The 13,794-nt window shown below is 67.3% G+C and carries 8 protein-coding genes; 3 read left to right on the top strand and 5 right to left on the bottom strand.

Features of this window, described 5'->3' with window-relative positions; genetic code table 11:
- Positions 1–155 precede the first annotated feature (155 nt).
- The 5 genes from groL to V8201_RS17020 all read right to left on the bottom strand — a co-directional run bounded on the left by groL (position 156) and on the right by V8201_RS17020 (position 7,273).
- Entirely contained in the window at positions 156–1,799 is a 1,644-nt protein-coding gene (gene groL, locus V8201_RS17000) for a chaperonin GroEL (protein ID WP_037533000.1), read from the bottom strand.
- Between the two features lie 55 nt (positions 1,800–1,854).
- Complete coding sequence (groES, locus tag V8201_RS17005) at positions 1,855–2,142, bottom strand: co-chaperone GroES (RefSeq protein WP_174191974.1); 288 nt, start codon at positions 2,140–2,142, stop codon at positions 1,855–1,857.
- Between the two features lie 266 nt (positions 2,143–2,408).
- Complete coding sequence (locus tag V8201_RS17010) at positions 2,409–3,725, bottom strand: MFS transporter (protein WP_336546022.1); 1,317 nt, start codon at positions 3,723–3,725, stop codon at positions 2,409–2,411.
- 1 nt (position 3,726) lies between these two features.
- Complete coding sequence (gene manD, locus V8201_RS17015; RefSeq protein ID WP_336546023.1) at positions 3,727–4,938, bottom strand: D-mannonate dehydratase ManD; 1,212 nt, start codon at positions 4,936–4,938, stop codon at positions 3,727–3,729.
- A 10-nt stretch (positions 4,939–4,948) separates the two neighbouring features.
- Positions 4,949–7,273, bottom strand: a complete 2,325-nt coding sequence (locus V8201_RS17020; protein ID WP_336546028.1) for a glycoside hydrolase family 3 N-terminal domain-containing protein — start codon at positions 7,271–7,273, stop codon at positions 4,949–4,951.
- Positions 7,274–7,447: 174 nt separating this feature from the next.
- Here V8201_RS17020 and V8201_RS17025 point away from each other — a divergent pair, with 174 nt between their 5' ends.
- The 3 genes from V8201_RS17025 to V8201_RS17035 all read left to right on the top strand — a co-directional run bounded on the left by V8201_RS17025 (position 7,448) and on the right by V8201_RS17035 (position 13,720).
- Positions 7,448–9,541, top strand: a complete 2,094-nt coding sequence (locus tag V8201_RS17025) for an alpha-glucuronidase family glycosyl hydrolase (RefSeq protein ID WP_336546024.1) — start codon at positions 7,448–7,450, stop codon at positions 9,539–9,541.
- 479 nt (positions 9,542–10,020) lie between these two features.
- Positions 10,021–13,089: a TonB-dependent receptor gene (locus tag V8201_RS17030; RefSeq protein WP_373276497.1), complete on the top strand. Its 3,069-nt coding sequence runs from the start codon at positions 10,021–10,023 to the stop codon at positions 13,087–13,089.
- Between the two features lie 22 nt (positions 13,090–13,111).
- Complete coding sequence (locus V8201_RS17035) at positions 13,112–13,720, top strand: beta-N-acetylhexosaminidase family protein (protein ID WP_336546025.1); 609 nt, start codon at positions 13,112–13,114, stop codon at positions 13,718–13,720.
- The last annotated feature ends 74 nt before the right edge of the window (positions 13,721–13,794 follow it).

Raw genomic sequence — 13,794 nt, forward strand, 5'->3', positions numbered from 1 at the left:
TTGGTTAATGACGCCACGATGCAAAAAGGGACCGGCGGTCGCCCGCACGGTCCCTTCGCGTAGGTCGTGGCTGGTGCGGACGGGTTCGGCCGAGCCGACCCGCCGGACGTTCCGATGCCGGTGTCGGGGCAGGCAGCGCCCGCCCCGATGCCGGATCAGAAGTCCATGCCGCCCATGCCGCCCATGCCGCCACCGCCGGGCATGGCCGGAGCCTTGTCCTCGGGCAGTTCCGACACGGTCGCTTCCGTGGTGATCAGCAGACCGGCCACCGAGGCGGCGTTCTGCAGCGCGGTGCGGACGACCTTGGTCGGGTCGATCACGCCGGCCTGGACCAGGTTCTCGTAGGTGTCGGTCGACGCATTGAAGCCGAACGACGTGTCGGTCTGGTCGAGCAGCTTGCCCGAGACGACGGCGCCGTCGTGGCCGGCGTTCTGCGCGATCTGACGCACCAGTGCGGTCAGCGACTTGCGGACGATGTCGATACCGCGGGTCTGGTCCTCGTTGACGCCGTTGACGCCTTCGAGCGCCTTGGTCGCGTAGAGCAGCGCGGTGCCGCCACCGGGGACGATGCCTTCTTCGACGGCCGCGCGGGTCGCGTGCAGCGCATCGTCGACGCGGTCCTTGCGCTCCTTGACCTCGACCTCGGTCGAACCACCGACCTTGATCACGGCCACGCCGCCGGCGAGCTTGGCGAGACGCTCCTGGAGCTTCTCACGGTCGTAGTCGCTGGTGGTGTTCTCGATCTGCGCACGGATCGCCTCGGTGCGGCCCTTGATCGCATCGGCTTCACCCGCACCGTCGATGATGGTGGTGTTGTCCTTGTCGATCGTGACGCGCTTGGCGGTGCCGAGCATGCCGACGGTGACGTTCTCGAGCTTGATGCCGAGGTCTTCCGAGATCATCTCGCCCTTCGTCAGGATCGCGATGTCCTCGAGCATCGCCTTGCGACGATCGCCGAAGCCCGGTGCCTTGACCGCTGCGACCTTGAGGCCGCCGCGCAGCTTGTTGACGACGAGCGTGGCGAGCGCCTCGCCCTCGATGTCCTCGGCGATGATCAGCAGCGGACGACCCGACTGCACGACCGCTTCGAGGATCGGCAGCATCGCCTGCAGGTTGCTGAGCTTCTTCTCGTGGATCAGGATGTACGGATCGTTGAGTTCGACCGTCATCTTCTCAGGGTTGGTGATGAAGTACGGCGACAGATAGCCGCGGTCGAACTGCATGCCCTCGACGACGTCGAGCTCGAAATCGAGACCCTTCGCTTCCTCGACGGTGATCACGCCTTCCTTGCCGACCTTCTCCATCGCTTCCGCGATCTTCTCGCCGACTTCACGGTCGCCGTTGGCCGAGATGATGCCGACCTGCGCGACTTCCGACGAGCCCGAGACGGGCTTCGAACGCGCCTTGATGTCCTCGACGACCTTCAGGACGGCGATGTCGATGCCGCGCTTGAGATCCATCGGGTTCATGCCGGCGGCCACCGACTTCATGCCCTCGCGGACGATCGCCTGCGCCAGGACGGTCGCGGTGGTCGTGCCGTCGCCGGCGATGTCGTTGGTCTTCGAGGCCACTTCGCGCACCATCTGCGCGCCCATGTTCTCGAACTTGTCCTTGAGCTCGATTTCCTTGGCGACGGTGACGCCGTCCTTGGTGATGCGCGGTGCGCCGAAGCTCTTGTCGATCACGACGTTGCGGCCCTTCGGCCCAAGCGTCACCTTCACCGCATCGGCGAGGATGTCGACGCCGCGGAGGATGCGCTCACGCGCGTCGCGGCCGAATTTTACGTCCTTGGCTGCCATGGTGGCTACCCTTTCAAATGACGAATGTGGAAACTAGCGACGGTAAGCGGACGTCTCAGCCAACGATGCCGAGGATGTCGCTTTCCTTCATGATGAGCAGGTCTTCGCCGTTGACCTTGACCTCGGTGCCCGACCACTTGCCGAACAGGATCTTGTCGCCGGCCTTGACGTCGAGCGGGGTGATCGTGCCGTTCTCGGCGCGCGCGCCGGTGCCGGCAGCGACGACCTCACCCTCTTGCGGCTTTTCCTTGGCGGTGTCGGGGATGATGATCCCGCCAGCCGTCTTCTCTTCCGCCTCAACGCGGCGAACGAGGACGCGGTCGTGCAACGGACGAAAGTTCATTGCGAAGTCCCTCTTCAGGTCAGTGTTACAGATTTCTGGCACTCCCGGATGAGGAGTGCCAACGCCGCGGATATGTGCCGCGACCACGGGATCGTCAAGACCGTCGATGCCGCAAAATGACAGCGATCGGCGGCAGACGGTGCGCGCGACGGGGCGGAGGGTGACCTATCCTGCCGTTCCCCACCCCGCTGCCGTTCACGCTGAGCCTTGTCGAAGCTCCTTCATTCCCGAACGTTACGCCCGCGGGAAGGCCCGTTTCGACACGCTCAGCGCGCGATCACCACGTCGCGATAGCGCGGATTGAGCAGATGGAAGGCGAACAACGCGACGAGATAGGCGAGCCCACAGGCGACAAAGAACGGGCCGTAGCTGCCGACCGTATCGAGCAGCAATCCCAGCGTCTTGGAGGCAATGAAGCCCCCCGCCGCACCGGCGAAACCGCCGAGGCCGATCAGCGTCCCCTGCGCATAGCGGGGAAACTGGTCGCCGGGCAGCGCGAACAAATTGGTCGAGAAGCCCTGATGCGCCGCACAGGCAAGCCCGATCATGCCGACCGCGATCCAGATGCTGCTCGCCTGCGCGGCGAACATCACCGGCAGCGCGAACAGCGCGCAGACGAACATCGCGCGCTTGCGGGCACGTCCCGTCGCGACGCCGCGCTTGAGCAGGCGCGACGAATACCAGCCGCCGGCGATCGCGCCCAGATCGGCGAGGATATAGATGGCGACCAGCGGCGGCCCGAAATTCTTGAGGTCGTAGCCATAACGGCTGTGGAAGAAATCGGGCAGCCAGAACAGGAAGGTCCACCAGACCGGGTCGATCAGGAAACGCCCGGTCATATAGGCCCAGGCCTCGCGATGGCGCAGCACCGCGAGGAAGCCCGCGCGACCGACGTCATCGGCCGGCTCCGCCTCGATCCACGCGCGCTCCTCGGCGGTGACGCGGGGATGCGCATGCGGCGGATGGTACAGCCGCCACCAGGCGGCGAGCCAGACGAGGTTGAACAGGCCGGTGATGATGAATGCCCAGCGCCAGTCGAGCACCATCCGCACGACGATGAAGCTGATCAGCAGCGGCGTCACCACCGCGCCGACATTGGCGCCGGCGTTGAAGATGCCGATGGCGAAGGCGCGCTCCTTGCGCGGAAACCATTGCGAGGCGGCGGCGAGCGCGGACGGATAGGTGCCCGCCTCCCCGAACGCGAGCGGGATGCGCGCGATCGCGAAGCCGGTGGTCGAGGTGACCAAAGTCTGCGCGAAATGACCGATCGTCCAGCTGCCCATGGCGAGCAGATAGCCGTTGCGCGCGCCGATCCGGTCGATCAGCCAGCCGAACAGCAGGAAGCCGAAGCCATAGGCGACCTGGAAGTAGCCAGTGATGTCGCCATAGCCGGCATTGCTCCAGTCGTAGAGCGAGGTCAGCTGCGGCTTGAGCACACCGAGCACCAGCCGGTCGATATAGCTCAGCACCACCGCGGCGAAGAGCAGGCCGCAGATCAGCCAGCGGATCCGCCCGCGCGGCGGCGGCACCGCGTGGACGGCGGTTTCGGGGGCGGTGGCCGCCGCGTCGCCGATCGCGCTCATCTCACCAGCTCCACAGCGTGCCGTCCTCGAGCCGGTTCACCGGCAGATAGGCGCGTTTATAGGCATGGGCGGCGGCACGGTCCTCGTCGATCGAGACGCCGAGGCCGGGCGCGTCGCCGGGGTGCATCGTCCCGTCGGTGAAGCGATAGGCATGCGGGAAGACCGCGTCGGTTTCTTCATTGTGCGGCATATGCTCCTGGATGCCGAAGTTCGGCACCGACAGGCCGAAATGCAGCGCCGCCGCCATCGCCACCGGCGACAGATCTGTCGCGCCATGGCAGCCGGTCCGCACCTGATAGAGGTCGGCGAGCGCGGCGATGCGGCGCAAATGGGTGATGCCGCCGGCATGGACGACGGTGGCGCGGATATAGTCGATCAGCTGGTTCTCGATCAGATGCTTGGCGTCCCAGATCGAGTTGAACACCTCGCCGACCGCGAGCGGCGTCACGGTGTGCTGGCGGATCAGGCGGAAGGCGTCCTGGTTTTCGGCCGGGGTCGAATCCTCGATCCAGAACGGGCGATAGGGTTCGAGATCCTTGCCGAGCCGTCCCGCCTCGATCGGGGTGAGACGATGGTGGACGTCGTGGAGCAGGTGCACGTCCCAGCCAAGCGCCTCGCGCGCGGCGGCGAAGAGTTCGGGGACGACGCGCAGATATTTCTCGGTCGACCAGACGCTCTCGCTCGGCAGGTCGCCGTCGGCGGGCTCGTAGCGCCGGCCCGGCTTGGCGACGCCATAGGTCGCAGCGAGGCCGGGGACGCCGCATTGCAGGCGGATCGCGCGATAGCCTTCGTCGCGATGGCGGATCGCGGTCTCGATCGTGTCGGCGATCGTCGTGCCATTGGCATGGCAATAGACGAGGCAGGAATTACGCGCCGCGCCGCCGAGCAACTGATAGACCGGCAGGCCGGCGATCTTGCCCTTGATGTCCCACAAGGCCATGTCGACCGCGGCGATCGCGGTCATCGTCACCGGGCCGCGCCGCCAATAGGCGCCCTTGTAGAGATATTGCCAGATATCCTCGATGCGATGCGCGTCGCGGCCGATCAGACAGGGTACGACATGCTCCTCGAGATAGCTGGCGACGGCGAGTTCGCGGCCGTTGAGCGTCGCGTCGCCGAGGCCGGTGGTGCCGTCGTCACAGACGATCTGGAGTGTGACGAAATTGCGTCCCGGCGACGTGACGATGACGCGGGCGGCGGTGATGATCGGCATCGGGCGTCCTTCAGGCGATATCGAGGGCGACGGACTGGACGTCGCGGCTGTTGCTTCCAGTCATGATAGAGAAGCGGCCGGGTTCGACCACTTCGCGCATGTCGCGATTCCACAGTCGGAACGCCTCCGGGCCGAGGTCCATGCGCACGGTGCGGGTCTCGCCCGGCTTGAGCGTCACCCGCGCGAAGCCGCGCAGCGATTTGACCGGGCGGGCGACCGACGACACCTCATCCCGCACGTAGAGCTGGACGACCTCGTCGCCGGTCCGCTCGCCGATATTGGCGACATCGACCTCGACGGTGACGCTGCCGCCGGTGCCGATCCGCGCCGCCGACAGCCGCGGCGGCGACAGACGGAATCGGGTGTAGCTGAGACCGAAGCCGAACGGGAACAGCGGCGCGTCGTCGTCGAACAGATAGCCGCGCCGAGCCGAGGGCTGGTGATCGTAATAGAAGGGCACCTGCCCGACGTCGCGGACCACCGTCACCGGCAGCTTGGCGCCGGGATTGACGTCGCCCCACAAAGCGTCGGCCATCGCATGCCCGCCCTGCTGGCCCATGTACCAGCATTCCAGCATCGCATTGGCGCCGGCGACGACGGCCGGCCAGCTCGGCGGGCGGCCGTTGATCGCCACCACCACTACCGGCTTGCCGGTCGCCTTCATCGCCTCGAACAGCGCATTCTGTTCGCCGAGCAGATCGAGCGAGGTGCGGTCGCCGAGATGCGTCTTGGCATAGCCTTCGCGGCTGGTCTGTTCGGTGTCGCCGATCGCGAGCAGGATGACGTCGGCGGTGGCGGCGAGCGTCGCCGCCTCGGCGATCAGCGCGCGGTTGCGCGCCGGATCGGCGAGCAGCACCTCGTTCGCCGAGCGATCCTCGCTCTGGGTGATGAATACGCCCTGCGCGTGGACGACCTCCGCCTTGCCCTTCATCTTGGCGCGGATGCCGTCGAGGAGCGAGACGGGATCGGTCGGCAGCGACGAATAGCCGCCGAGCCGCGCCACCGCGGCATTGGGGCCGATCACCGCGACGCGGCGATGGCGATCGGGCGACAGCGGCAAGGTGCCGTCGTTCTTGAGCAGCGTGATCGATCGCGCCGCCGCCTCGCGGGCCAGCGCCAGCGCCTCGGCATTGGCGGTCAGGCGCGCGGCGGCGCGCGGATCGATGCGCGGCTCCTCGAACAGGCCGGCGCGCATCTTGAGCGTCAGCATCCGCGTGCAGGCGGCATCGACATGCGCGAGCGGCACGCGGCCGGCGCGCACCTGATCGGCCAGCGTCCGATAGGCGACGCCGTCCGGCAGATCGCTGTCCACCCCGGCGGCGAGCGCGATCCGCGCCGAATCGCCGGTGTCGGCCGCGATGTGATGGAAATAGTCGAGCTCGGGGATCGCCGCATAGTCGCTGACGATCGCCCCGTCGAAGCCCCATTCGCCGCGCAGCACGTCGCCGAGCAGCCATTGGTTGGCATGGCTCGGCACGCCGTCGATCTCGTTATAGGACGGCATCACCGCGCCGATGCCGGTCCGCTCGACCACCGCGCGGAACGGCGGGAAGTAACTCTCGCGAAGCTCGCGCTCGCCGATCTGCGCGGGGGCGACATTGTTGCCTGCCTGCGGCTGGCCGTGGCCGGTCATATGCTTGAGCGTCGCGAACACCTTGCCGGGCGCCAGCTCCTTGCCCTCGCCCTGCAGGCCGTGGACCGCGGCGACACCCATCTCGCCGCACAGATAGGGATCTTCGCCGAACGTCTCCTCGATCCGGCCCCAGCGCGGATCGCGGGCGATGTCGACCACCGGCGACAGCGCCAGCACGGTGCCGTGCGCGCGCACCTCGCGGCCGATCACCGACTGGACGCGCGTCATCAATGCGGGATCGAAGCTGCCGGCGAGCGCGATCGCCTGCGGAAAGCTCGTCGCCTCGGGTGCCATATAGCCGTGCAGCGATTCCTCGTGGAACAGCACGGGGATGCCGAGCCGCGTCCGGGTCCGCGCCCACTCCTGCGCGGCGTTGACGAAGGCGATCGTATCGGCGGGCTTGCGCCAGCGGCCGGTGACGTCGGTGCCGGTGTTGGTGGCGGTCGCCGCGCCGCCGCGATCCGACGGCCGGGCGATCTGGCCGATGCCGTCGGGATAAGCGGTGCTGGCGCGCGCCGGATCGAACGCGCGCGCGTCATCCATTACGTCACGCTTGGTGGTCGACAGCGTGATCAGCTGCGCGACCTTCTCGTCCAGCGTCATCCGCCCGAGCAGATCGCGGACGCGCAGGTCGACCGGCGCGCGCACATCCTTGTACAGCGGCTGCGCAGGCCGCGCCGCCGCGGGCAGGAAGGCGAGCATCGAGGCCCCGGCGCTCCAGCGCAGCAGGTCACGACGGGACGATAGGACACGCGCGGTCAAGACAGTCTCTCCAGAATTGGCAGACCAGTACGATGCGGCTTGCCTGTTATGTTGATAGCGATAACAAGACCGGCGAAGCGCGGACTTGTCAATCGGTCGCGACGGGAGAGAGCCATGAAACACTATCGCGCGCTGATTGTAACATTAGGTGTCAGCTGGCTGGCGATCGCTGGTCCGGCCTGTGCCGATGACGGCTATGACCTGTGGCTGCGCACGCCCAAGGCTGTCGCCGGACCGGCGGCGGTGACGGCGATCGGCGACAGTGCGACGATCCGGCTGGCCGCCGACGCGCTGCGCCGCGCGCTGCCCGCGGGGACGCCGGCGGTGACCGTCGCCACGGCGGGCGATCCGCAGGTCGCCGCGCTGCGCCTGCCCTTCGCCGGGCTCGGCGACGAAGGCTATCTGGTGCGGCGGGTCAGCCTCGGCGGGCGGCAGGTGCTGCTCGTCGCGGGCAACAGCGATCGCGGCGCGCTCTACGGCGCCTTCGCGCTGTTGCGCGCGGTGGGTGACGGCGCGGACGCCGCGGCGGTGACGTTGCGCTCGGCACCCAAGGTCAAGCTGCGCGTGCTCGACCATTGGGACAATCTCGATGGCACGGTCGAGCGCGGCTTTGCCGGCCAGTCGCTGTGGGATTGGTGGTCGCTCCCCGACTTCGACGATCCACGCTACACCGATTATGCGCGCGCCAATGCCTCGATCGGCATCAACGGCACCGTGCTCAACAACGTCAACGCCAAGGCGGACAGCCTGACCGCGCCCTATATCGCCAAGGCGGCGAAGCTCGCCGCGGTGTTCCGGCCGTGGGGGATCAAGGTCTATCTGTCGGCGCGCTTCTCGGCGCCGATCGAGCTCGGCGGGCTGAAGACCGCCGATCCGCGCGACCCTGCGGTCGCCGCCTGGTGGAAGGCGAAGGCGGACGAGATCTACCGCGCCATTCCCGATTTCGGCGGCTTCCTGGTCAAGGCGAACAGCGAGGGCCAGCCCGGCCCGCGCGATTACGGCGCGAGCCATGCGGACGGCGCCAACATGCTCGCCGCCGCGGTGCGCCCGCATGGCGGCATCGTCATGTGGCGGGCGTTCGTCTATGCCGAAACCGACCCCGAGGATCGCGCGAAGCAGGCGTATAGCGAGTTCAAGCCGCTCGACGGCAAGTTCGCCGACAACGTGCTGGTGCAGGTCAAGAACGGCGCGATCGACTTCCAGCCGCGCGAGCCCTTCCACCCTTTGTTCGGCGCGATGCCCAAGACGCCGCTGATGATCGAATTCCAGATCACCAAGGAATATCTCGGCTTCGCCACCCACCTCGCCTATCTCGGCCCGCTGTTCGCCGAGACGCTGCACGCCCGCACCGGACGCAAGCCCGGCGAGACGGTGGCCGACGTGGTCGACGGATCGGCGGAGGGGCACCGGCTGACCGGCATGGCGGGGGTCGCCAACATCGGCCGCGACCGCGACTGGTCGGGGTCGACCTTCAACCAGGCCAATTGGTATGCCTTCGGCAGGCTGGCGTGGGACCCCGATCTCGATCCTGCGGCGATCGCCCGCGAATGGGCGGGGCTGACCTTCGGCAACGATCCGCAGGTGATCGCCACCACGACCGCGATGATGGCGGGATCGCGGGAGGCGGTGGTCGACTATACCGGCGCGTTCGGGCTCGCGCATCTGATGGCGACGGGGCATCATTACGGGCCGGGGCCGTGGGTCGCCGATCTCGCCCGACCCGAATGGAATCCGACCTATTACCATCGCGCCGACCGCGGTGGCATCGGCTTCGAGCGCGGCGCGAGCGGAAGCGATGCGATCGCCCAATATGCCCCGTCGGTCGCGCGACAACTGGCCAAGCCGGAGACGACGCCGGAGCGCGAATTGCTCTGGTTCCACCATGTCGCCTGGGACCGGCGGATGGCGGACGGGCGGACCTTGTGGGAGGATCTGGTCGCGCATTACGACGCCGGTGTCGCCTATGTCGCGACGATGCAGAGCCAGTGGCAGAGCCTGCGCGGCAAGATCGACGCCGAACGCTGGCAGAAGACCGCGACCTATCTGTCGATCCAGCATCGCGAGGCACGCTGGTGGCGCGACGCCAGCCTCGCCTATTGGATGTCGGTCAACCAGCGCGCGCTGCCTGCCGGCGTCGCGCCGCCCGAACACGACCTTGCCTGGTACAAGGCGCAGAGCATTCCCTATGCGCCGGGGCACACCTCCTGAACGCCGCCGAAGCGGGGTGCCCGGCGGCACCCCGCCGCCCGTGACACGCCTGTCGTCCCGACAAATCGGTCAGGCCAGCTGGCACTGCATCCGGAAAGACACACCCCGAAACACAATGACATGAATTCATTTGGCCTAACCGGATTGGCATTGACTTGCTGACCAATTCGACGAAGATAGCGCTATCAAGACCGCTGAGACGGGCATGACGAGGACGGGGATGATGATGGCATCGCTGACATTGCTGACGGCCCCCTGCCCCCGAGCGGCTCACGCCCGGCGACCTATCGCCGCGGGCTGAGCCCGCCGCTCCTGCCCTGCCGGCGGTGCGTGCCGCCGGCGACGATCATGACGCGCATCGCCGCAACGAACGGCAGCGCTCCACCAGAGAGGATATTCCAGCCGTGACCACCCGCACCCTTCGCCTGCGTCGCATCGCCCTGTTGTGCGCTACCACGCTCGGCACGCTGAGCGCCCAGATGGCCGCGGCGCAGGCGGTCCCGCCGCCCTCCGAACAGACTCCCGCCGACGGTCAGGACAACGGCCCCGCGGTCGCACCGGCGCCGCAGACCGACGAGACGCAGGGCACGCCGGGTGAGGACATCGTCGTCACCGGCTATCGCTCCAGCCTTGCCAAGGCGACCGACTCGAAGCGCGCCTCGACCGGCTTCACCGATTCGATCTTCGCCGAGGATATCGGCAAGTTCCCCGACACCAACATCGCCGAATCGTTCAACCGCATCCCCGGCGTGACGATCACCCGCGACGTCACCGGCGAAGGCACCAACGTCGCGATCCGCGGCCTCGGATCGAACTTCACCAACGTGACGCTGAACGGCGCGACGATCGCCGTCGCCTCGTCGGGCGCGACCGATGCGCAGGGCACCGACCGTTCGGTCGACCTCAGCTTCTTCCCGACCGACCTGTTCACCAAGCTGACCGTCAACAAGAGCTATACCGCCGACCTGCTCGAAGGCGGCGCGGCGGGCAATATCGACCTGCGCTCGGCGCGGCCGTTCGACCGCAACAGCTCGTTCCTCGCGTATAATATCCAGGGCACCAAGCAGACGCCGGAAGACCGGATTGGCGCGCGCGGCTCGCTGATCGGCAGCTGGCGCAACGATACGTTCGGCATCCTCGCCGGCGTATCGGCACAGCGGCTGTTCACCGAGACGCGCGGGTTCGAGACGATCGGCTACACCAACCCGGCGCTGACCGCGGCACAGTGCGGCGCGACCTCGGGCTGCAACACCACCGGCGGCGGCAACTGGACGATCCCGGCGACGGTGCCGGTCGGCGCCGGCGCAGGTCTGGTCGCCGGCACGACGATCGACCGCGCCTTCCTGCTCGCCAACAATCCCGGCGCGACGATCCAGCAGATCGACAACGGTCTGATCCCGCGCCTCGGCCGCACCGCCAACATCCGCGGCCCGCGCGATCGCCTCAACGCGATCCTCAGCGCCGAATGGCAGCCGACCGACACGCTGCATTTCTATATCGATGGTCTGTACGGCTATAAGAAGAACGACCTGATCCGCGAGGACATGGCGTGGATCGGCCGCAACGGCGCGACCATCCCGACCAACCTGACCTTCGACAAGAGCGATTGCAGCGCGGGCTGCACCGTCACCGGCGGCACCTTCGCCAATGCGCAGTTCTTCGACGAATTCCGCCCCTATATCGAAACCACCAAGCTGTTCAGCGTCAATCCGGGCGGTGAATGGGAGATCAACGACAAGCTCAAGCTGACGCTGCAGGGCAATTACGCGCGTTCGACCTTCCACCGCGAGAACCCCACCGTCGGCATGACGACGCCGCTCGGCGTCGGCAACACCGTCACCTATTCGAACACCGGCGGTATCCCGACGATCACCAGCTCGCTCGACCTCAACGATCCCAACAACTTCGGCTGGTACACCGGCAGCCGCGTCAGCGTGAACGACGAGCGCCGGCTCAACGTCAACAAGGGCTTCCGTGGCGACCTCGTCTGGGGCGACAAGTCGCTCAACCTCAAGGTCGGCGGCTCGTTCGACGACATTTCGCGCCGGATCAGCAGCTTCGATGCGTCGCAGCAGTGGCAGAACGCGGTCTGCGGCAACAATCCGAGCGTCTACGTGCCCTCGCCGAACACCCAGCCGCCCTGCGAAGGCCTGTACGCGCCGGGTGCGGCACCGGCCGGCTATCCGACCTATCCGGGCCTCGGCACCGGCTACAGCAGCGGCCTGACCGGTCCGGTCACCTATGGCGGCTCGCTCGTGCCGAACAGCGCCGCGCCGACCTATCTGAAGCCCGGCCCCGCCGGTTTCGTGACGGTCGACTTCCCGGCCTTTGCCGCAGCGACCAACTACAACTTCTACCACGACAATGCGCCCGAGAGCGGCTCGTCGACGACGGGTGCGAGCGGCGGCACGATCCGCGAGGTCAACAAGGGCCTGTTCGCCACGATCAACGGCGCGCAGGAGCTCGGCGGCAACATGCTGCGCTTCAACGTCGGCTTGCGCTACGTCAACACGATCCAGACGATCTCGGGCCGCGTCTCGGTTCCCGATCCGCGCAACACCACCGCGACCGGCGGCACGCTGCCCGACGGCAGCCGCTATCCGAACATCGTCAACATCGCCGAGACCCGCAACGTCTATTCGGAGTGGCTGCCCGCAGCGACCTTCGCCTATGACGTCAGCGAACATGCGGTGGTCCGCGTCGCCGGATCGCGCACGATGACGCGCCCCGATCCCTCGGCGCAGCTGCCGGGCGTCAACTTCAGCGCACCGTCGGCCGACCAGGCGTCGATCGGCAACCCGGCCCTCGCCCCCTATCTGTCGACCAACCTCGACCTCGGCTTCGAATATTACACCGGCCGTGAGGGCGTGATCAGCTTCAACGCCTTCCGCAAGTCGATCGAAGGGTTCACCACCACCGCGATCAACACGGTGCCGTTCTCGAACCTCGCGCAATATGGCATCACCTACGATACGCTGAACCCGACGCAGCAGATCGCGCTCAACTCGCGTGGCGGCCCGACCGCGGCGCAGGTGCAGGTGACCTCGCAGGTCAACGTGCCCAACAAGCTGACGATCAACGGCCTCGAATTCCAGTGGGTGCAGCCGCTCGACTTCCTGACCCGCCACATCGGCATCACCGGCTTCGGCTTCAACGCCAATGCGACGGTGGTCGATCAGCGCAGCGACGGCCCGGCGACGGCGTTCGGCGTGGCACCGTTCACGTACAACATCACCGGCTATTATGAGAAGAATGGCGTGATGCTGCGCGTCTCGACCACCTCGCGCGAAGGATCGCAGAGCAGTGGCCTGGCGCAGAACGGCATTCCGGCGGCGGCGCTGTACGGCACCGACTATACGACCTACGACTTCTCGTCGTCGTTCGACCTCGACAAGATCTTCGGGTTCGCCGGCGCGCCGCAGCTTACCATCAACGTCGCCAACTTCACCAATGCGACGCTGCGGTCGTACTTCCAGTTCGAGAATGCGACCTTCACCCAGTACAAGCCCGGCCGTCAGTTCCTCGTCGGCCTGCGCGGCACCTTCTAGGTCGCGACAGAGAGGCACCGGCATGGCGATCACCAGACGCGATTGGATCGGCGGGGTGATCGCCGCCGGGCTGCTCGACGGCCCGCTCGCCGCGGCGGTGCGGTTCGACCGGCGCACGGCGGGGTTCGACATCACCCTGCCGGGCGGCGGCGTCACGCCCGTCTTCGTCGATGCGGAAGACTGGGCCGGCGTGCGGCGCGCCGCTGCCGATCTCGCCGCCGATATCGGCCGGGTGACCGGCACCGCGGCGCCACTGCTGACCGATCCTGCAAGGTTGGCGCCGCGGATCATCCTCGTCGGCGCGCTCGGCCGGTCGCCATTGATCGACCGGCTCGCCGCCGCCGGGACGATCGACGTCGCCGACGTGCGCGGGCGCTGGGAGGCGTTCGCCGTCCAGACCGTCGCCCATCCCTTCCCCGGCGTCGCCGAGGCGTTGGTCATCGTCGGCAGCGACAAGCGTGGCGCGATCTACGGTGCCTATGATCTGTCGCGGATCATCGGCGTCTCGCCCTGGTATTGGTGGGCGGACGTGCCGGTGACGCGCCGTGCGCATGTCAGTGTCGCCCGCGGCCGCTATGCCGAGGGGTCACCCGCGGTCAAATATCGCGGCATCTTCCTCAATGACGAGTGACGTGCCCCCCGTTTCTTCATCCACCTGGAACTAGAGACCGGCCCTTGGAGGGACGGACGGAATGAAACGGAAGC

The sequence above is a fragment of the Sphingomonas kyungheensis genome (assembly GCF_037120395.1).
In the GTDB taxonomy this organism is placed as follows: Bacteria; Pseudomonadota; Alphaproteobacteria; order Sphingomonadales; family Sphingomonadaceae; genus Sphingomonas; species Sphingomonas kyungheensis.